General features: G+C 68.8%; 19 protein-coding genes. 11 read left to right on the forward strand and 8 right to left on the reverse strand.

Annotation, left to right across the window (positions count from 1 at the left end):
• Positions 1–49: 49 nt before the first annotated feature.
• Complete coding sequence (locus BLU08_RS00335) at positions 50–265, forward strand: hypothetical protein (protein WP_090193910.1); 216 nt, start codon at positions 50–52, stop codon at positions 263–265.
• A 24-nt stretch (positions 266–289) separates the two neighbouring features.
• Here BLU08_RS00335 and BLU08_RS00340 read toward each other — a convergent pair whose 3' ends face one another.
• The gene (locus tag BLU08_RS00340; protein WP_090193912.1) at positions 290–946 is read right to left on the reverse strand and encodes an alpha/beta hydrolase; all 657 of its coding nucleotides are present in this window, start codon (positions 944–946) and stop codon (positions 290–292) included.
• 191 nt (positions 947–1137) lie between these two features.
• On the opposite strand from BLU08_RS00340, the gene BLU08_RS00345 reads away from it, so the two are divergent.
• The 4 genes from BLU08_RS00345 (at position 1138) to BLU08_RS00360 (ending at position 4775) form a co-directional block, all read left to right on the forward strand.
• Complete coding sequence (locus tag BLU08_RS00345) at positions 1138–2130, forward strand: aminotransferase class V-fold PLP-dependent enzyme (RefSeq protein WP_233996169.1); 993 nt, start codon at positions 1138–1140, stop codon at positions 2128–2130.
• Complete coding sequence (locus BLU08_RS00350; RefSeq protein ID WP_090193916.1) at positions 2127–3224, forward strand: cysteine desulfurase family protein; 1098 nt, start codon at positions 2127–2129, stop codon at positions 3222–3224. Before BLU08_RS00345 ends, BLU08_RS00350 begins: the two co-directional genes overlap by 4 nt.
• Before the next feature lie 22 nt (positions 3225–3246).
• On the forward strand, positions 3247–3582 hold the full coding sequence (locus tag BLU08_RS00355) for a 2Fe-2S iron-sulfur cluster-binding protein (RefSeq protein ID WP_090193919.1): 336 nt from the start codon (positions 3247–3249) through the stop codon (positions 3580–3582).
• Positions 3583–3668: 86 nt separating this feature from the next.
• Complete coding sequence (locus BLU08_RS00360) at positions 3669–4775, forward strand: AI-2E family transporter (RefSeq protein ID WP_157674395.1); 1107 nt, start codon at positions 3669–3671, stop codon at positions 4773–4775.
• Positions 4776–4851: 76 nt separating this feature from the next.
• On the opposite strand, the gene BLU08_RS00365 is transcribed toward BLU08_RS00360, so the two are convergent.
• A complete protein-coding gene (locus BLU08_RS00365; RefSeq protein WP_090193926.1) occupies positions 4852–5394 on the reverse strand; it encodes a type 1 glutamine amidotransferase domain-containing protein in 543 nt (180 codons plus the stop codon).
• Between the two features lie 203 nt (positions 5395–5597).
• Between BLU08_RS00365 and parC the strand changes: the two genes are divergently transcribed.
• Positions 5598–7910 (forward strand): DNA topoisomerase IV subunit A, encoded by a 2313-nt coding sequence (gene parC / locus BLU08_RS00370; protein WP_090193928.1) that lies wholly within the window; start codon positions 5598–5600, stop codon positions 7908–7910.
• Between the two features lie 188 nt (positions 7911–8098).
• Here parC and BLU08_RS00375 read toward each other — a convergent pair whose 3' ends face one another.
• From BLU08_RS00375 to BLU08_RS00400, 6 genes are all read right to left on the reverse strand, one after another.
• Positions 8099–8671, reverse strand: coding sequence for a hypothetical protein (locus BLU08_RS00375; RefSeq protein ID WP_157674396.1), 573 nt, complete (start codon positions 8669–8671; stop codon positions 8099–8101).
• 262 nt (positions 8672–8933) lie between these two features.
• Complete coding sequence (locus tag BLU08_RS00380; RefSeq protein ID WP_090193934.1) at positions 8934–10106, reverse strand: CCA tRNA nucleotidyltransferase; 1173 nt, start codon at positions 10104–10106, stop codon at positions 8934–8936.
• 96 nt (positions 10107–10202) lie between these two features.
• Positions 10203–10820 (reverse strand): CoA pyrophosphatase, encoded by a 618-nt coding sequence (locus BLU08_RS00385; RefSeq protein ID WP_090193936.1) that lies wholly within the window; start codon positions 10818–10820, stop codon positions 10203–10205.
• 7 nt (positions 10821–10827) lie between these two features.
• Positions 10828–11376, reverse strand: a complete 549-nt coding sequence (locus tag BLU08_RS00390; protein ID WP_090193939.1) for a DUF1285 domain-containing protein — start codon at positions 11374–11376, stop codon at positions 10828–10830.
• Positions 11377–11421: 45 nt separating this feature from the next.
• Entirely contained in the window at positions 11422–11964 is a 543-nt protein-coding gene (locus BLU08_RS00395) for a GNAT family N-acetyltransferase (protein WP_233996026.1), read from the reverse strand.
• 12 nt (positions 11965–11976) lie between these two features.
• On the reverse strand, positions 11977–13146 hold the full coding sequence (locus tag BLU08_RS00400; protein ID WP_090193941.1) for a PQQ-dependent sugar dehydrogenase: 1170 nt from the start codon (positions 13144–13146) through the stop codon (positions 11977–11979).
• Between the two features lie 55 nt (positions 13147–13201).
• Here BLU08_RS00400 and BLU08_RS00405 point away from each other — a divergent pair, with 55 nt between their 5' ends.
• The 5 genes from BLU08_RS00405 (at position 13202) to BLU08_RS00425 (ending at position 18538) form a co-directional block, all read left to right on the forward strand.
• On the forward strand, positions 13202–13816 hold the full coding sequence (locus BLU08_RS00405; protein WP_233996027.1) for a ribonuclease HII: 615 nt from the start codon (positions 13202–13204) through the stop codon (positions 13814–13816).
• 30 nt (positions 13817–13846) lie between these two features.
• On the forward strand, positions 13847–14770 hold the full coding sequence (locus tag BLU08_RS00410) for a sodium:calcium antiporter (RefSeq protein WP_090193945.1): 924 nt from the start codon (positions 13847–13849) through the stop codon (positions 14768–14770).
• A 218-nt stretch (positions 14771–14988) separates the two neighbouring features.
• On the forward strand, positions 14989–16143 hold the full coding sequence (locus tag BLU08_RS00415; RefSeq protein WP_369816805.1) for a site-specific DNA-methyltransferase: 1155 nt from the start codon (positions 14989–14991) through the stop codon (positions 16141–16143).
• 1 nt (position 16144) lies between these two features.
• Positions 16145–17272 carry a dihydropteroate synthase gene (gene folP, locus BLU08_RS00420; protein ID WP_233996028.1) on the forward strand — a complete coding sequence of 376 codons (1128 nt, stop codon included), beginning with the start codon at positions 16145–16147 and terminating at the stop codon, positions 17270–17272.
• 108 nt (positions 17273–17380) lie between these two features.
• Positions 17381–18538: an alkaline phosphatase gene (locus BLU08_RS00425; RefSeq protein ID WP_090193949.1), complete on the forward strand. Its 1158-nt coding sequence runs from the start codon at positions 17381–17383 to the stop codon at positions 18536–18538.
• Positions 18539–18693: the final 155 nt, after the last annotated feature.

Consider the following 18693-nt stretch of genomic DNA (forward strand, 5'->3'; position numbering starts at 1 on the left):
GGCGTGCATGTTCCAGTTCCGTGTCGAGGCAGGCGCAAGGCAGCAGGCTATGACGACCGATATCGTGCTCTCGATCGTGATGCTGGCGGCGCTGGCGCTGCTGGCGGGCGCCTTCGTGCTGTGGCGGCGCACGGGCGAGGTCAGGAACCCCGCGCTGATGGTGCTACTCGCGCTGATCGCGGTCGTGAACGTGCTGATCTGGACCGTGCCGACCTCGGACGGGACGAGCCCGCTCGAAGGGCTGGAGCAGGGCGGGGCGGGTTGATCCTCCCCGCCTGCCCTCATGCTCTCACTTGATCGGACAATCGGGCGAAAGCCGGAAATCGAGGTAGTTGTCGACCGACCCCATCAGTTCCTCGAGCTCGTTCTCGAAGAAGTGGTTGGCGCGCGGGATCTCCTCGTGGTGGATGGTGATGTGCTTCTGCGTGCGAAGCTTCTCGACCAGCTTCTGCACCGCGGCGGGCTGGACCACGGTGTCGGCCGCGCCCTGGACGAAGATCCCGCTCGCCGGGCAGGGGGCGAGGAAGGAGAAATCGTACATGTTGGCGGGCGGCGCGACGGAGATGAAGCCGCGCACTTCCGGGCGCCGCATGAGCAGCTGCATCCCGATCAGCGCGCCGAAGGAATAGCCCGCGACCCAGGTCGTCTGCGCCTCGGGATGGATCGACTGCACCCAGTCGAGCGCCGAGGCTGCGTCGGAAAGTTCGCCCACGCCCGAATCGAAGCTCCCCTGGCTGCGCCCGACTCCGCGGAAATTGAACCGCAAGGTGGCAAATCCGCGGTCGGCGAAGGTCTTGTAGAGCCGCTGCACGATCCGGTCGTTCATCGTGCCGCCGCCTTCGGGGTGCGGGTGAAGGATCAGCGCGACGGGCGCGCGCGGGCGCGGCGGCGGGGAGAAACGGCCTTCGAGACGGCCTTCGGGGCCGGGAAAGATGACTGAGGGCATCCGGGTGTGACCTTGCTGGTATGGGCGGTGAAAAGACTGACGGGCGGGCGACCGGTTGGTCCCCGCGAAAGCGCGCTCTATATAGGGTTCGATGCCGTTTTCGCAATTTTTTGTCGGGTGAGCCTGGGGTGAGGCGAATCTATCTCGATCATGCCGCGACCTCGCCGCTGCGTCCCGAGGCGCAGGCGGCGATGGCGGAAGGCTTCGCGCGGTGGGCGAACCCCTCCTCTCCCCATGCCGAGGGGCGCAAGGCAAAGGCCGCGCTGGAGGATGCGCGCGAGCGGATCAAGGCGGCGCTCGGCTGGGAGGGGGAAGTGATTCTCACCAGCGGGGCGAGCGAGAGCGCCGAACTGGCGCTCACGCGGGCGAAGGCGGGCGCCCGGCTGGTGAGCGCGGTCGAACACGATGCGATCCTCAAGGCCGCACCCGACGCCGAACGCCTGCCGGTGCGCCCCGACGGCGCGCTCGATCTCGATTCCCTGCGCGAAGCGGTCCGGCGCGAGCGCCCGCTGGTCGCGGTCCAGCACGTCAATTCGGAAACCGGCAACCGCCAGGACCTCGCCGCGATCGGTGCCATCGTGCACGAAGCGGGGGGGATGCTCCTTGCCGATTGCTCGCAGAGCGCGGGCAAGTTCGCGCTGCCTGCCTGCGACATGGCGATCGTGTCCGCGCACAAGTTCGGCGGGCCTATCGGCGTGGGCGCCTTGCTGGTCCGCGATTACGCCATGTTGGAGCCGAGCGGTGGGCATGAGCGCGGCTATCGGCGCGGGACCGAGAACCTGCCTGGCGCGCTCGGCATGACGGCGGCGCTGGAAGCCTGCGGCGGTCTTTACCTCGCACCCGAAGTGCTCGCACCGCTCGATGCGCTGGCCGGGGAATGCCGCGCGCTTGGCGGGACATGGCTTGCCGACAGGCTTGCGGACCCGACGCCCTTTATCCGCGCGCTCGCCATGCCACAGATGAGCGGCAGCGCACAGGTGATGCGCTTCGACATGGCCGGTTTCGCGGTGTCGCAGGGTTCGGCCTGCTCCTCCGGCACGATGAAGACCAGCCACGTGCTCGAGGCGATGGGCCTCGATCCGAAGATCGCCGCGAACACGATCCGCGTCTCCTTCGGCTGGTCGACGACGCGCGAGGAGGTGGAACGTTTCTGCGAGCACTGGCAAGAGCTTGCGCGAACATGATCTACCTCGACTACCAGGCGACGACCCCGCTCGCGCCCGAAGCGCGCGAGGCGATGCTGCGCTGGCTCGAAGGGCCGGAGGGGACCGGCTTCGGCAATCCGCACAGCGCGCACCGGATGGGCCGCTCGGCCTCGGCGGCGGTGGAGACTGCGCGCGAACGGGTCGCGGCGCTGCTGCCGAAGGGCGGGCGCGTGGTGTTCACCAGCGGCGCGACCGAGGCGCTCAACACCGCGCTCAGGGGCACTAGGGGCGACGTGCTGACCTTCGCCACCGAACACGCCGCCGTGCTCGACTGCGCGAAGGCGGTGGAGGCGGCGGGAAGGGGCTTCACCGTGCTGCCGGTCGAGCGGGACGGGCGCGCGGACCTCGCCGCGCTGAGGGATGCGATCGGCCCCGGGACCGGGCTGGTGGCGGCGATGGCGATCAACAACGAGATCGGCACGCGCCATCCCCTGCCCGAGATCGCGCGGATCGCGCGCGAAGCGGGCGCGCTGGTGCTGGTCGATGGGGTGCAGGCCTATGGCCGCGTGCCGTTGACCGGGCTCGACGCCGATTTCATCGCCATATCGGCGCACAAGATCCACGGGCCGAAGGGGATCGGGGCGCTGTGGGTGCGCGACGGGGTCGAACCCGATCCGCTGATGTTCGGCGGCGGGCAGGAGGCGCACCTGCGCTCGGGCACGCTTTCCCCCGCCCTGTGCGCGGGGCTTGGCGCGGCGGCCCAGATCGCCGAGGAACGCATGACCGCCGATGCCGAGCATGTCGAGGCCCTGTGGGCCCGCGCGCGCGAACTCTTCGCGGACTGGACGCTCAACGGCAGCGCTACCGAACGCTGGCACGGCAATCTCAACCTGCGGCGAGAGGGGCTCGACGTGGCCCGCCTGATGTCCGATTGCCGCACCGTGATGTTCTCCGCGGGCAGCGCCTGTGCCAGCGGATCGGGCCGGCCGAGCCATGTCCTTACCGCGATCGGACTGACGCAGCGCGAGGCCCGGGCTTCGATCCGCCTCGGCTTCGGGCGCTACACGAGCAGGGACGAGATCGAACGCGCTGCCCGCGCGATCATCGAGGCCGCCGGCGGGCAGTGGCCGTGAAGATGTTTGCGAGGATGGCAGGATGAGCGTGAAGGTCCGTTTCATCGATCCCCATGGCCGCGTGGTCGAAGCCGAGGGCGAGCCGGGCGACAGCCTGCTGCGCGTGGGGCAGGCGGCGGGCCTGCCGCTCGAGGGAACCTGCGAGGGGCAGATGGCATGTTCGACCTGCCACGTCGTCGTCGCGCCCGAATGGTTCGACCGCCTCGCGCAGGCGAGCGAGGAGGAGGAGGACATGCTCGATTTCGCCGCCGGGGTGCGCCGCACGAGCCGCCTGTCCTGCCAGATCGAACTGACCGAGGCGATGGACGGGCTGACCGTCACCGTGCCCGGCGAAAGCGTCGACGCGCGGCGGATGTAGGCGGACGGGCAGGACCCGAACGTTGCGTCCCGGTCACGCCGCGTTCGCAAGGAACGCCCCGCATCGCGCACCGTTGCACGATGTGCATGGCAGAAGAACGCGCCAAGGCCCCGATGTCGCCCGAACCGTCGATCAGCGCCCCGGTGCGCCGGGCGTTTCTCGGCGCGATCGCCTTTGCTGCGGTGTTCTGGCTGCTGCTCCAGACGATGACGATCACCATCCCCTTGTTCGCCGCCTTGCTGCTCGCACTCGGGGTCTGGCCGCTGGTCGATCCGATCCGCAGGCGGATGCCGCGTCGGCTCGAATGGACCGGCGCGCTGGTGGGGATGCTGGTGGTGGTCGCGATCCTCGCCCTGTTCCTCTTTGCGCTGGGGCTCGCCGTGCAGCAGGTCTACGGCCTTGCGAGCAATGTCGCGCCCGCGGTGCAGGACCGGCTCGGCGCGCTGCCGGTGGCGCTGCCCGACTTCCTCACCGACGGGCCGGACGCGGGCGACAGCGCGCTTGCTTCGAGCGGGACGCTGACCGGGGCGGCGCTCACCGCGCTCGACATCACGGCGAGCACCCTGGGGGGAATCATCCTCATCGTCTTCCTCATGCTGCTGATGCTGACCGAGGCGGACAACTGGCAGGCCAAGATCCAGGCGGTTTCGCGCGATGACCACGACCGGCGCTGGCGCGAGATCGGCCGGTCGGTCGGGCAGAAGTTCCGCGCCTATTTCGTCACCCGCTTCATCCTGAGCGTGCTCAGCGCCCTGCTCTATGTCGGCTGGCTGGCGATCTTCGGGGTCGATTACCTGCTGCTGTGGGCGGTGCTGACGGTGCTGCTCAATTTCATCCCGACTGCCGGTTCGATCATCAGCGGGACCCTGCCGGTGATCTACGTGCTGGTGACGCGCGATTTCGGGACCGCGCTGATCATCGGGTCGGGGCTGCTGGCGATCGAGCAGGTGATCGGCAATTTCATCGACCCCAAGCTGATGGGCCGCCGGCTCGCGATTTCGCCGCTGGTCGTGCTGGTCGCGTTGATGTTCTGGACCATCCTGTGGGGTATTCCGGGCGCGCTGCTGGCGGTGCCGCTGACGGTGCTGCTGACGATGGTGATGGCCCATTTCGACCGGACCAAGGGTTTTGCCCTGCTGCTGACCGATTGTTCGACGATGGAGGAGCTCGAGGATTACCGCAGGCCGGATTGAGGGCCGCACGCGAAAACCCCGCCGGGCCGCGGGGCACGACGGGGCGATCGGCCGGGCAAAGCCGTGCCGGTGAAGATCAGGCGTTTTCGCCCGCCTTTTCCATCGCGAGCGCTTCCATGATCGCCCCGGCGAAGGCGTCGACGTCGTCGGGCTTGCGGCTGGTGATGATGTTGCCGTCGATCGCCACTTCGCGGTCGACCACCTTCGCCCCGGCATTGGCGAGATCGGTGCGGACCGAGGGCCAACTCGTCGCCGTTTTGCCCTCGACGATTCCCGCCTCGATCAGGAGCCAGGGCGCGTGGCAGATCGCCGCGACCGGCTTTCCGGCGGAGGCGAATTCGCGCACCAGTTCGACCGCGCGCGGTTCTAGCCGCAGCATGTCGGGATTGATCTGGCCGCCGGGCAGCACCAGTGCATCGAAATCGCCGGTCGAAACCTCGTCCAGGGTCATGTCGACGGCGATGCTGTCGCCCCAGTCGGTCTTGTTCCAGCCCTTGATCGAGCCCGCATCGGGGCTGGCGACCTTCACGTCGGCGCCCGCTTCGGACAGGATCCGGCGCGGTTCGAAAAGCTCCGACTGCTCGAAACCGTCGGTGGCGATGATGAGAATCCTTTTCATCGGGTTTCCTCCTTTGTCCATTCGTTCGATCAACGGAGGACGAAGGGGCCGCGTTCCGCCGGGCGCGCTCGCCGGTGGCGCGGGCCAGCCGGGTCGTGGGGCTTTCCGCGCCCTGCGCCGCCAACGCTCGCCGGCCGCTCCCCCGCGCGAGCCTGTGGAAACCCCTCTCCCGCCCGCGCGCGCGGCTTGCTAGGGGCTTAAGCATGGCAGACACCCCCGCTCCCGGCGCACCCGCCCCGCCACCGCCGGACGATCCTTTCGACCAGATCGTGGACGCGCCCTTCGACGCCGCGCTCGAGGAGCGCTATCTCGTCTATGCGCTTTCGACCATCACCGCGCGCTCGCTGCCCGACCTGCGCGACGGGTTGAAGCCGGTCCACCGCCGCCTGCTCTGGGCGATGCGCCAGCTCGGCCTCAGGCCCGACAGCGCTTTCAAGAAATCCGCGCGCGTCGTCGGCGACGTGGTCGGCAAGTATCACCCCCACGGCGACGTTGCCGCCTATGACGCGATGGTCCGCCTCGCGCAGCCGTTCTCGCTGCGCTATCCTCTGGTCGAGGGGCAGGGCAATTTCGGCAATATCGACGGCGATAACGCGGCCGCCTACCGCTATACCGAGGTGCGGCTGACGCGGACCGCGATGGAACTGATGGCGGGCCTCGACGAAGGCACGGTCACGTTCCTGCCGACCTACAACGGCGAGGAACAGGAACCCGAGCTTATGCCCGGCCTGTTCCCGAACCTGCTCGCCAACGGGTCGAGCGGGATCGCGGTCGGCATGGCGACCAATATTCCCTCGCACAATGTCGCGGAAATCATCGACGCCACGCTTGAACTGATCGACAACCCCCATGTCGAGCACGCGCGGCTGATGGAACTGTTCGCCGGGCCGGACTTTCCCACCGGCGGCCGGATCGTCGACAGCCCCGAGGCGATCTCGCAGGCCTATGCCACCGGGCGCGGCTCGTTCCGGGTGCGCGGCGTGTTCCGCGCGCCGGAATCGGGCAACGCGGCCGACCGGGAGGCGGGCATCGAACGGCTGGGCGGCGGGCAATGGCAGCTCGTCATCTCCGAAATCCCGTTCCAGGTCGCCAAGGGCAAGCTGATCGAGCAGATCGCCGCGACCATCGCCGACCGGAAGCTCCCCATCCTCGAGGACGTGCGCGACGAAAGCGACGAGGACATCCGCATCGTCCTCGTGCCGCGGTCGCGCAATGTCGATCCCGACCTGCTCAAGGAGAGCGTGTTCAAGCTGACCGACCTCGAAACCCGCTTCGGGCTCAACCTCAACGTGCTCGATGCGAAGCGCACCCCGATGGTGATGGGGCTGAAGGAACTGCTGGCGAACTGGGTCGCCGCCCAGATCGACATCCTCCAGCGCCGCACCCGCCACCGGCTCGACCAGATCGAAAAGCGGCTGGAACTGGTCGAAGGCTACATCATCGCCTTCCTCAACCTCGACCGGGTGATCGAGATCATCCGCACCGAGGACGAACCCAAGCCGGTGATGATGGAGGAATTCGGCCTCACCGACCGGCAGGCCGAGGCGATCCTGAACATGCGGCTGCGGTCCTTGCGGAAGCTCGAGGAAATGCAGCTTCGCAAGGAAAAGGACGACCTCCTCGCAGAACAGGCGGAGCTGACCGCGCTGCTGGAAAGCCCGGCCCGCCAGCGCACGCGATTGAAGCGCGACCTCAGGGCGCTTCGCAAGGACTATGCCGAGGACACCCCGCTCGGCGCACGCCGCACGCGGATCGAGGAAGCGGCGCCGGCGGTCGAATTCAGCATGGACGCGATGATCGAGAAGGAGCCGGTGACGGTCATCCTCTCGCAGAAGGGCTGGATCCGCGCGGCCAAGGGGCACGTCCCGCTCGACCAGGAATTCAAGTACAAGGAAGGCGACGCGCTCGCCTTCATCGCGCACGCGCAGACCACCGACAAGCTGCTGATCGCGGGGACCGACGGGCGCTTCTACACGCTCGGCTGCGACAAGCTGCCCGGGGCGCGCGGATTCGGCGAGCCGGTGCGGACCATGATCGACCTCGACGCGGAAAGCTCGATCGCCAACATGCTCGTCCACAGGGCGGGCGGAAAGCTGCTCCTCGCGGCGTCGAGCGGGAAGGGCTTTCTCGCGAAGAGCGACGACCTGCTGGCCGAGACGCGCAAGGGCCGGCAGGTGGTCAACCTGAAGGGCGGGGCGAGGCTCCAGGTGGTGCGGCAGGTCCCGCCCGAGCACGATCACGTCGCCGCCGTGGGCGACAACCGCAGGCTGATCGTCTTCAACATCGAGGAAATGCCCGAAATGGCGCGCGGGCAAGGCGTCCAGTTGCAGCGTTACCGCGACGGCGGGCTTTCGGACGCGACGACCTTTCGGCTGGAGGACGGGCTGAGCTGGACTATGGGCGGCGCGCAGGGACGCACCCGGACCGAAAACGAGATCTGGCAATGGAAGGTCGCGCGCGGCGCGGCGGGGCGGATGCCGCCGCAGGGCTTCCCGAGGGACAACCGCTTCGATTGATTCCGCGCGGCCGCTTGCCGGCCGGCGAAGGCGTCGCCGCAAGGGCGCAGGCCCGTCCGCAGCGATGCAGCCTTGGGACCATGTGAGCGAGAAGATCGCGGCGCGGATGCGCTGCGCAAACGAGAAAGGGCCGGCAGGAGCGATCCTGCCGACCCTTTCGTCCGACCAGACGGTGCGTGAAGCGAGGCTCAGCCGCCCTGGGCGGCGGCCATGATGTCGGAATAGTTGGCGCGCGCCATGATCGTGCCTTCCTCGTCGACCCACATCAGGTCGCGCGGCAGGCTGATGAGTTCTTCCTCGGCCTTGACGACGATGATCTCGCCGTCGTTCTCGATCGTTTCGACCATGCCCAGCGGCTGTTCGTCCGCGGTCACGATCGGCGCGCCCACGACGAGCAGTTCGTCGAGCTTCTCCATCGCTTCGGCTTCGGCCCGGGCGAGTTCGGCCTCGCGCGCTTGCTCTTCGGCCTGCTGCTGCGCGACCTGCTGCTGCATCATGCCGTCGATCTGCTGCTTGGTCGCTTCGACGCGGAAGCCCATGTCGCCCGCGTCGTTGATCGCGCGTTCGGCAATCGCGTTGCGGGGCAGGGGCGCCTCGTAGGTGCCGGTGTCGACCGTGACGGTCGCATCGTCGGTCACGGTGACCGTGCCGATCGGGTTGCCGTCATTGCCGTAGATCGTATCGCCCACGTCCTGCGCGGAAGCCGCGATCGGGGTCGCCGCCATGGCGGTGGCCAGGATAGCCAGCTTGGCAAGTTTCATCGTCAGAATACTCCGTTCTTCAGTTCAACGAGACGCCGCCGCGAACGAGCGGGCGACGCGGGCCGGACGCACGGCACCAAGCGAAGATCGGGGCAACGAAGCCCCGGCCGATGCCAGGTGCGGATGGATGCGCGCGCAAGGTGAATGTGCAAAACGCGCAAGCGGTTCCCTAGGGAAAAACGACAGGTGTGACAACACGGACGACCCGGAACAAGGTATGCCACCTGCGCGATGAAGGGTCCCTGAACGCATTATCAATCGCTTAGCCGATTTCCTCGGCAAGGATCTGACTGAGCCGCGCATCATCCGGAAAGCCCTCCGCAATCCAGCGTCGCTCGACCGCCCGCAGAATTTTCGCAACTTGCGGCCCGGCGGTCACGCCTTGCGCGATGATCTCGCCCCCCTTCAGCGGAAAGACGGGCGGCGCCCACCCGGCGAGCGGACGGGCATCGGCACCGGCAAGGAGCAGCCGGTCGATGGCGCAATCGGTCCCGGCGCGGTAGGCGAGGGCGTGCATCGCGGCGGCATCCTCGTCCCTGCGTTCGGCCGCGGTGACGAGCCGCGCGCGCTGCGCCTTCGACAGCCGCAGCCGGGCCGCGACCGTTTCGGCGACATCGCGCGAAGGCGGCAGCAGCGCGGCGAGGCGGCGCAGCGGCTCGGGCGCGAAACCCTGCGCGCGTTCGGCCGCGACGAGCCGGGCGAGGCCCTCGACATGTTTCGCACAGGCCTCGGGCAGGATCACGCCGAGCACGCCGCGCGCGTGCATTCGCGCGATGGTCGGGTGGGGATCGGCCAGCGCGAGCAGGGCAAGGAGTTCGTTCGCGATCCGCTCGCGCGAGAGCCCCTTGAGCGTGGCGGCCATGTCGGCACAGGCCTTTTCGGCGTCCGCGTCGAGCTCGGCCCCGAAGCGCGCCTGGAAGCGGTAATAGCGCAGGATCCTCAGGTGATCCTCGGCGATGCGCGCGCGCGGGTCCCCGATGAAACGCACCCGCCGGGCGGCAAGGTCATCGAGCCCGCCGAAATAATCCGCGATCTCCAGCGTTTCGGGATGGGCATAGAGCGCGTTGATCGTGAAATCGCGCCGCGCCGCGTCCTCGCGCCAGTCGCTCGCGAAGCGGATCGTGGCGCGGCGTCCGTCGGTCGAGACGTCGTGGCGCAAGGTCGTCACCTCGACCGGGCCGCCTTCGACGAGGGCGGCGACCGTGCCGTGTTCGATGCCCGTCGGCACCGTCCTGATCCCCGCCTGTGCGCAGCGCTCGATCACCGTCTCGGGCAGCAGCCGCGTCGCGCAGTCGACATCGTGCACCTCGATGCCGAGAAGGCCGTCGCGCACCGCCCCGCCGACCCAGCGGATGTCCTCCGCCCCGAGCGCGCGGGTGAGCGCCGCGAGGCCCGCTCGCCTGGTCCAGCCTGCCGTTTCAAGCGAATGTCCCACCCGCGCCCCTGTCCGCGCCGGTCCCTGCCGGCGCCCTTCGTGTCGTTGCGAGGGGGGATTACCGAAAAGCGGGCGTGTCCCACAACCCCGCTCGGCCTAGCGTTCCTGCCGCGCGCCGGGCAGCGCTTCCTCCACCGCGATCCGCCGGGCGAGGTTGGCGATGATCGCCGCCGTCACGCCCCAGATGCGAAAGCCCGAATAGTCCATCTCGAGATAGCGCCGCATCGCCCCGCGCCAGAACACCTCGTTGGTCGTCCACGCGGTCTCGTCGAGCAGCAGCGCGAGCGGCGCCTCGAACCACGCCGCGACCTCGCTCGGGTGGGGCACGAGCGGCAGGTCGGGCGGGATCACCGCGAGGACGGGGGTGACGATGAAGCCGGTCCCGGTCTGGTAGCGGTCGGTTTCGCCCACCACCCGCACCGCCTCGCGCGGGATGGCCAGCTCCTCCTCCGCCTCGCGCAGGGCGGCGGTGATGGCGTCCTCGCCCGGATCGAGCTTGCCGCCGGGAAAGGCGACCTGTCCCGGATGGTCGCGCATCCCCTTGGGGCGCTGGGTGAGGAGGACACCCGGTTCGGCGCGCTCCGTCACGGCGATCAGCACGGCGGCGGGTTTCGATTCGCCGGTGGCGAAACGGGCGTCCGACAGAAGATCGGGAATGTCGCGTTGGTGGCCCCGCGCGAGGCTTGCCGAAAGCCGGTCGAACAGGTTCCCCATCCGCGTGTCAGGGGACCAGCGAGAAGATCGCGCCCTGGCTCGAGACGATCCATTCATCGCCATTGGTCGCCAGCGCGATCTCGGCCAGTTGGGTGTAGGTCGAGCGGTTCAACCGCGCCTCGCAGCCGCGCCGCACCATCAGGTAGAGCGCGGGCGTGTCCGGATCGCCCGCCGCGCGCAGCGGATTGTCCGGCCCGGCGACGACCAGTTCGTCGGTGTTGAGGCGGAAGACGATCTCGCCCTCCTTCAGGGCGCAGTCGACCGCGACGAAGGCGGCGTCGTCGACCTCGATCGAGAGCTTCTCGAACGGGGTCATCAGCCAATGCTGGCCGGTTTCGTCGCGGGTGAGGAGTCCGGAAAAGGCGCGGACCATGGCGGGGCGGGTGATCGGGTCGCCCGCGTGATACCAGGTCCCGTCGGCGGCGATCCGCATATCGCTTTCGCCGAGCCTTCCCGGCGCCCAGTTCTCGACCGGGGGGCTCTTGCGCGCCGCGACGTGTTCGGCGATTTCGGCAAGGGTGAGTTCGGCGAGATAGGGAGGCGGTTCGTAGGGCATGGTGGGGAAATGCGTTGCCAGAACCGCGCGTTCCCGTGAAGGGGGTTAGCACGCGGGGTCAGGCCACGGCCCCAGCATTCCCTCCTCCGGCATGGCCGCCAGCGCCGCGCCGCGCGCAAGCAGGCGCTGTTGTTCATAGGGACCGGGGCAGCGCCAGCCGCGCGTGTGCGCGTTGGTGAAGCCCCAGCGCCCGTAATAGTCCGCATCCCCGATCAGGACCTGCGGAAAGCTCGCGCCGGTTTCGCGCCCGAGCCGCCCCTCGGCATCGAGCATCGCCGCCATCAGCCCCTTGCCGAAGCCCTCGCCCTGGCGTTCGGGCAGGACCGCGACGGGGCCGACCATCACCAGCGGGACCGGTCGGCCCTCCGCCGTCACCAGCGCGACGGGCCAGCACTGGATCGTCGCGACCAGCATCTCGTCTTCGTCGAGCGCGGCGAAGCTGAGCGCGTCCAGCGCCTCCATCCCGGCCCGGATGCGATAGGCGGTGCGCGCGTGGCGGCCCTCGCCGAAGGCCCGGTCGAGCAGTTCCTCGACCATCGCCGGGGGCACCGCGGCGAGCGGGATGAGAGTGGCGCTGTCGGTGGTCACGCGTGCGGGCGATCAGCGCGGGGTGAGCTTGAGCAGGCGGCCCTCCTCGCCGTCCTCGGCCACCCAGACCGCGCCATCCGGCCCTTCCTCGATCGAGCGCAGGCGGTTGTCCATGTCGTGCCGGGCGATCTCGCGCGCGCTGTCGCCTTCGAGCGCGACGACGATCAGCGCCTCGGTCGAAAGACCCGTGATGAGCGCGTCGCCTTTCCAGGTGTCGAACATCGTGCCCGAATGGATGATCATGTCGCCCGGCGCGATCACCGGGGTCCAGCTGACTTCGGGCTTGGTGAAGCCGTCGTCCGGCGCATGGTCGGGGATCGGCGAGCCGTCATAGTTGATGCCGTCGGACCGTTCGGGCCAGCCGTAATTCGCCCCGCGTTCGACGATGTTGAGTTCATCGCCGCCCTTCGGCCCGTGCTCGGTCTCCCACAACCGGCCCTGCGCGTCGAAATCCATGCCGAGGATGTTGCGGTGGCCGTATGACCAGATCTCGTCGGGCACGCCTTCGCGGTCCGCGAAGGGGTTGCCCGCGGCGGGCGAGCCGTCGAGGTCGAGGCGCACGATCGTCCCCAGCGTGTTCGAAAGGTCCTGGGCAGGGGTCTGCTTCTGCCGGTCGCCGCTCGCGACGAAGAGATGCTGCCCGTCGGGCGAGACCTGGATGCGGTGCGAATAGTGCCCGCGGCCCGTCACCTTGGGCGCCTGCCGCCAGATCACTTCGAAGCCTTCGATCGCGCAGGCATCGACCGCGCCGCATTCGAGCGTGCCGCGCCCCAGCGCCGCGCCGCGCGTGTCCCCCTCGCCCGCCTCGGCGAAGGAGAGGTAGATCGTCCGGCCCGCAAGGTCCCCGTCCGCCTCGCCCGGAAGGAAGGCGATGTCGCCGAGGCCGCCCTGGCCGCCGTAATCGACCGGGGGCACGCCCGAGACCGTGCCGATTGCGCCGGTCGCGGTGTCCATCACCTTGAGGCTGCCGCCCTGCTCGGTCACGAACAGCATCGCCGTGCCCGGCGCGAATTCGATCGCCCAGGGTTCCTCGAAAGTCGCCATGACCTCGCTCGTGAAGGGGCGCTCGGCTCCTTCCGCGTCCGCCTGGGCGGCGCTATCCCCGGAATCCGCCCGGGCACAGCTTGCGAGAGCGAGCGCGGGAAGGGAAAAGGCGAGGGCGAACGCTTTAAGATCTGTCATGGATGATCCAACTCCCGATACCTGTGTGGGGGCCGCAAGGCCCGGCTCCCGGCCCGTGAAACGCCCCGCGATCGGCCCGGCAATCGGCCCCGTGATCGGCGTCGACGAAGCCGGGCGAGGACCGCTGGCCGGGCCGGTCGTCGCGGCTGCCGTGGTGCTGTGCGCCCCGATACCGGCTGGGCTCGCCGATTCCAAGACGCTTGTGCCCGCGCGCCGTGCCGAACTCGACCTGCTGATCCGCGCGAACTGCCGCTGGGCGGTGGCGGTGGTCGAGCCCGAGGAGATCGACCGGCTCAACATCTTCATGGCGACGATGGAGGCGATGACCCGCTGCGTCGGCGAGCTTTGCGCCGCGCTCGGAGACGGTCCGCAAGAGGTGCTGATCGACGGCAACCTGACCCCGCACGGACGCTGTTCCGGCTGGCGCTGGCCCGCGCGCCCGATCGTCGGCGGGGACGCAACCGAACCTTGCATCAGCGCCGCCTCGATCATTGCCAAGGAATGGCGCGACCGCCTGATGATCGAGGCCGCGCGGGCCTATCCCGCCTACGGCTGGGAGAGCAACAAGGGCTATGGAACGGCCCGGCACCGCGAGGCATTGCGCCTTTATGGACCGAGCCCGTTGCACCGCCGATCCTTCGCGCCCGTCGCGCAGGCCACGCTTCTCTAGACGCGCCCTTTGGGCTATGCGCCCGGGCCTATGATCGAGGCGATCCTCTACGCCGTCGCCGGGCTCGCCGGCCTTGCCGTGGGCGGTGAACTGCTGGTGCGCGGCGCGGTGGGCATCGCGCGGAGGATCGGCGTGTCGACGCTCTTCACCGGGCTCGTCATCGTCGGCTTCGCCACCTCGATGCCGGAAATGGTGGCGAGCGTGCAAGCGGCCCTGTCGGGATCGCCCGAGATCGCGTGGGGCAACATCATCGGCTCCAACCTCGCGAACACGCTCCTGATCCTGGGCCTTGCCGCGGTGGTCGCGCCGATCGAACTGGTAGGGACGGGAAAGCGCGATGCGGTGACCGCGCTCGGCGTGACGCTGGTGCTGTGGGCGCTGGCGCTCTCGGGGATCGGGGCGCGCTGGGTCGGCGGCGTCTTGCTTGTCGGGATCGTCGCCTACATCGTGTGGCGCTATCGCCATCCCGGAAGCTCTCCGCCCGACACCGGTGCGGAGGCGGCGCCCGTGCGCACCTTGCTCGCGGTGCTGCTGTTCCTCGGCGGGCTCGGCGTGCTTGTCGCGGGCGGCAACGCGCTGGTCTTCGGCGCGATCCAGCTTGCGACGATCCTGAGAGTGCCCGAAACCGTGATCGGTCTCACCGTGGTCGCGGTGGGCACCTCGCTCCCCGAACTCGCCGCCTCGATCGCCGCCGCGCTGCGCGGCCAGCCGGGGCTCGCGCTCGGCAATGTGGTGGGCTCGAACATCTACAATATCCTGCTCATCGGCGGGGCGACCATGAGCATCGCGCCCTTTCCGCTGCCCGCCGAGCTCGCGGGGGTGCAGATGGCGCTGCTGACTGCGAGCGCGGTGCTCCTGCTCGCGCTGCTGTGGCAGGCGAAACGGATCGGACGGACGACCGGCGCGCTGCTGGTCGCGGCCTTTGCCGGGAACGTGGTGCTGGTCTTCAGTTAGCCGCGGGATCGAGTCCTTCCGGCCACACCACCCCATCTGGAGTCCGGGCGCCCGGGGCGGACTCCATATCTTGTTGCGGTCCCGTTTCGTTCCGCCCCGCTCACCGTTTCTCAACCATGATCGCGCAGGATTTACCGGGTTGACGGAGAGTCCGCTTGGACTCATGGCTGTGGATAACTTCGGCATTCAAGGCACAGGGGAGAGACGGCGTGGGCGTGATGGAGACGGCGAAGATGCGCGCGGGGACGGGCGGGAAAACCCGTGCGAGCGCACCCGCCCAGGCGCCTGCCCCTGCGCCGGAGACGCTTCCGCTCGGCGAGATCCTGGCGGGCGACTGCATCGAGGCGATGCGGACCCTGCCCGACAACAGCATCGACTGCATCTTCGCCGATCCGCCCTACAACCTGCAGCTGGGGGGCGACCTCAACCGGCCCGACGGCAGCCATGTCGATGCCGTGACCAACGATTGGGACCGGTTCGATTCCTTCCGCGCCTATGACGATTTCACCCGGCACTGGCTGACCGAAGCGCGCCGCGTGCTGAAACCCGACGGGTCGCTCTGGGTCATCGGCAGCTACCACAACATCTACCGCGTGGGCGCGATCCTGCAGGACATCGGCTTCTGGATCCTCAACGACATCGTCTGGCGCAAGACCAATCCGATGCCCAATTTCAAGGGCACGCGCTTCACCAATGCCCACGAGACGCTGATCTGGGCGAGCATGGGGGAAAAGGCGCGCTATCATTTCAACTACCGGGCGATGAAGACGCTCAACGACGAACTGCAGATGCGTTCCGACTGGGTGATCCCGATCTGTGCCGGGGGCGAGCGGCTGAAGGAGAACGGGCGCAAGGCGCATCCGACGCAGAAGCCCGAGGCGCTGCTCTACCGCGTGCTGCTGGCGACGACCGAACAGGGCGACGTGGTGCTCGATCCCTTCTTCGGCACCGGCACGACCGGGGCGGTGGCGAAACGGCTGGGGCGCCAGTGGATCGGCTGCGAACGGGAAGGTTTCTACCGCGAGGTCGCTCTCAAACGGATCGAGAAGGAACTGCCGCTCGACGAGAGCGCGTTGAAGACCATGCAATCGAGGAAATCCGCGCCCCGTGTCGCCTTCGGGACAGTGGTGGAAACCGGACTGATCGCGCCCGGCACCGTGGTCTTCGACAAGAAGCGCCGCTGGCGCGCGATCGTGCGGGCGGACGGGTCGCTCGATTGCGAAGGGCAGACCGGCTCGATCCACGGCCTCGGCAAGGATCTCCAGGGCGCGCCCTCGTGCAATGGATGGAGCTTCTGGCATTACGAGAAGGACGGCGAGATCGTCCCCGTAGATGCCGCGCGCCAGCTCTATCTCCTCGCCGCCGAGGATTGAGGTGGGATCGGTCTATCTCCATCCCGTGACGCTCGCCTCCGGCCCGCAGGCCGAGGCGGGCGAGCACGGGCCGGGCGCGATCCGGCTGGGCGGGTCGATGGCCTATGCGAGCCGCTTCGCGCTGGTCCTGCGCGACGGGGAACGGGTGGTGGACCGCAGCCTCTTCGGCCCGGCCGATGCCGAAAGCGCCTTCGCCGGGCTCGGCCCGCTCGAAGAGGGCGAGGCCCGCCGCCAATGGGCCAACCTCGCCAGGGTCCACGCCCCGTTGAACGCGGGCGAACGGGTGATCCGGCTCGACCAGCCGCAGGTGATGGGCGTGCTCAACGTGACCCCCGACAGCTTTTCCGACGGAGGCGCGTTCCACGAGGATCCCGAGGCCCTGCGCGCCCACGCCGCCGCCATGCTGGAAGCTGGCGCGGCGATCATCGACATCGGCGGGGAAAGCACGCGGCCCGGGGCCGAGCCGACTTTCGAGGCCGAGGAGATCGAACGCGTCGTGCCCGCTGTCCGCACCTGCGCCGCGATGGGCGCGGCGATCAGCGTCGACAGCAGGCGCGCGGGCGTGCTCGAACAGGGGCTGTCGGCGGGCGCGCATATCGCCAACGACGTTTCCGCGCTGCGCTATGATCCGCGGAGCCTCGAACTCGTCGCGCAATACGAATGCCCGGTCGTGCTGATGCACGCGCCCGGCGCGGGAGCGGATCTTCACGAGGGCGGCAATTACACGGACGTGGTGAGCGAGGTGTTCGATTTCCTCCGCCTCGCCCGCGAAAAGGCGATCGGCGGCGGGATCGCGGAGGCGAACATCGTGCTCGACCCGGGGATCGGCTTCGGCAAGTCGCTCGCCGACAATCTCGCGCTGCTGAACGCCCTGCCGCTGTTCCATGCGCTCGGATCGCCGCTGCTGGTGGGCGTGAGCCGCAAGCGCATGATCGGCGCGCTCTCGCACGAGGAGGGACCGCAGGATCGCCTCGCCGGGTCGATCGCGCTCGCGGTCAGGGCGATGGAAGCCGGGGTCCACATCCTGCGCGTCCACGACGTTGCCGAGACGGTGCAGGCGCGCAATGTCTGGCGCGGGCTGAGGGACGCGGCGCTGACCGATTTCAGCCAGCTGCCGGGCTTCGACTGACCGGGTCGGGGCGAAAGCCCCTTGCGCGCTGTCGCAATCGCGTCATGGAGCGGGGGCAAGGGACCCCCAGCAACCCTCCGCAGGAAACCCCAGAAGGAACCATCGCCCATGCGCTTTCCGCTTCTCCTCGCCGCGGCCGGAACCGCGACGATTGCCGCCCTCGCGCCGCTTTCCGCCAACCCGCAGGTCGAACTTTCGGCCGAGGACGTGCTCGCGCCCTATTACGCCAGGCTCGAAACCGAGATCGACCTGCCGGTCGCGCCTCCCGGGGCGAGCCTCGCCGAGGACACGGTGCTGACCCGGATCGGGGTCGGCAGCTGCAACCACCAGAGCCGCTCGCAGCACATGTGGGCCCGGATCGCGGCAGCCGATCCGCAGCTTTTCCTGTTCATCGGCGACAACAACTACGGCGACAACGGCTGGGACGGCGATGCCGCGCTCGGTTCCTTGCGCGCCGCCTATGCCAAGCAGGCCGAAACCCCCGAACTCGCCGCCTTCCGCGAGGCCGTGCCGATGATGGCGGTGTGGGACGATCACGATTACGGTTTCAACGATGCGGGGGCGAGCTTCACCCCGCGGCGCTGGTCGGAAACGATCTTCGAAACCTTCTGGGGCTCGCCCGAGGATGTCCGTGAGCGCCCCGGCATCTATTCCTCGCGCATCGTCGGCGAGGACGGGCGGCGAACGCAGGTGATCCTGCTCGACACGCGCTTCTTCCGCTCCGAACTCGAAACGATGGGCTATTCCGAGACCCGCCCGCCGCTCGGCCCCTACGTGCCCAGCGATGATCCCGAAAAGACGATGCTGGGCGAAGCGCAGTGGGAATGGCTCGAAGCCGAACTCGCCAAGCCCGCCGATTTCCGCATCGTGGCGAGCTCGATCCAGGTGCTGACCGACGCGCACAACTACGAAAGCTGGGAGAACCTGCCGCTCGAACGCGCGAAGCTCTACCGCCTGCTCGCGGGCCGCGAGGAAAGCGGGCTGGTCCTGCTTTCGGGCGATCGGCACGCGGGCGGCATCTACACCGACACGCCGGACGAGGCGGGCGGCGAGCAATTCTGGGAGCTGACCAGCTCCTCGCTCAATCTCGCCTTCAACGACACGGCGACGAACACCGCGCGCGAGCCCGATCCCAAGCGGCTGACCGATTTCATCTCGGAAGAGAATTTCGGCCTTGTCGACATCGACTGGGAGAACCGCACCTTCACCCTTTCCCTGCGCGGGAACCGGGGCGAGGAGCGGGTGAGCCGGACGGTGAGCTGGTGAGCGCCCGCCGCTAGCCTCTCTTATTCACGGCGATGCGGTTGGGCGCCTCTCGGTGCGAGCTTGACGCCACTGCTGCGTGCGGCGGCGTAGAGCGGGCGTGCGGCACCGCTGGCGTCTGTTTCACCGCGCTGTGATCGATGGGCTTTTCTGGTTGA

This window comes from Erythrobacter sp. HL-111 (assembly GCF_900105095.1).
Taxonomy (GTDB): domain Bacteria; phylum Pseudomonadota; class Alphaproteobacteria; order Sphingomonadales; family Sphingomonadaceae; genus Erythrobacter.

Excerpts from the sequence above, each read along its gene's own strand:
- BLU08_RS00335 (WP_090193910.1), top strand. The coding sequence starts at position 50 with ATGACGACCGATATCGTGCTCTCGATCGTGATGCTGGCGGCGCTGGCG.
- BLU08_RS00340 (WP_090193912.1), bottom strand. The coding sequence starts at position 946 with ATGCCCTCAGTCATCTTTCCCGGCCCCGAAGGCCGTCTCGAAGGCCGT.
- BLU08_RS00345 (WP_233996169.1), top strand. The coding sequence starts at position 1,138 with ATGGCGGAAGGCTTCGCGCGGTGGGCGAACCCCTCCTCTCCCCATGCC.
- BLU08_RS00350 (WP_090193916.1), top strand. The coding sequence starts at position 2,127 with ATGATCTACCTCGACTACCAGGCGACGACCCCGCTCGCGCCCGAAGCG.
- BLU08_RS00355 (WP_090193919.1), top strand. The coding sequence starts at position 3,247 with ATGAGCGTGAAGGTCCGTTTCATCGATCCCCATGGCCGCGTGGTCGAA.
- BLU08_RS00360 (WP_157674395.1), top strand. The coding sequence starts at position 3,669 with ATGGCAGAAGAACGCGCCAAGGCCCCGATGTCGCCCGAACCGTCGATC.
- BLU08_RS00365 (WP_090193926.1), bottom strand. The coding sequence starts at position 5,394 with ATGAAAAGGATTCTCATCATCGCCACCGACGGTTTCGAGCAGTCGGAG.
- parC (WP_090193928.1), top strand. The coding sequence starts at position 5,598 with ATGGCAGACACCCCCGCTCCCGGCGCACCCGCCCCGCCACCGCCGGAC.
- BLU08_RS00375 (WP_157674396.1), bottom strand. The coding sequence starts at position 8,671 with ATGAAACTTGCCAAGCTGGCTATCCTGGCCACCGCCATGGCGGCGACC.
- BLU08_RS00385 (WP_090193936.1), bottom strand. The coding sequence starts at position 10,820 with ATGGGGAACCTGTTCGACCGGCTTTCGGCAAGCCTCGCGCGGGGCCAC.
- BLU08_RS00390 (WP_090193939.1), bottom strand. The coding sequence starts at position 11,376 with ATGCCCTACGAACCGCCTCCCTATCTCGCCGAACTCACCCTTGCCGAA.
- BLU08_RS00400 (WP_090193941.1), bottom strand. The coding sequence starts at position 13,146 with ATGACAGATCTTAAAGCGTTCGCCCTCGCCTTTTCCCTTCCCGCGCTC.
- BLU08_RS00410 (WP_090193945.1), top strand. The coding sequence starts at position 13,847 with ATGATCGAGGCGATCCTCTACGCCGTCGCCGGGCTCGCCGGCCTTGCC.
- BLU08_RS00415 (WP_369816805.1), top strand. The coding sequence starts at position 14,989 with ATGGAGACGGCGAAGATGCGCGCGGGGACGGGCGGGAAAACCCGTGCG.
- BLU08_RS00425 (WP_090193949.1), top strand. The coding sequence starts at position 17,381 with ATGCGCTTTCCGCTTCTCCTCGCCGCGGCCGGAACCGCGACGATTGCC.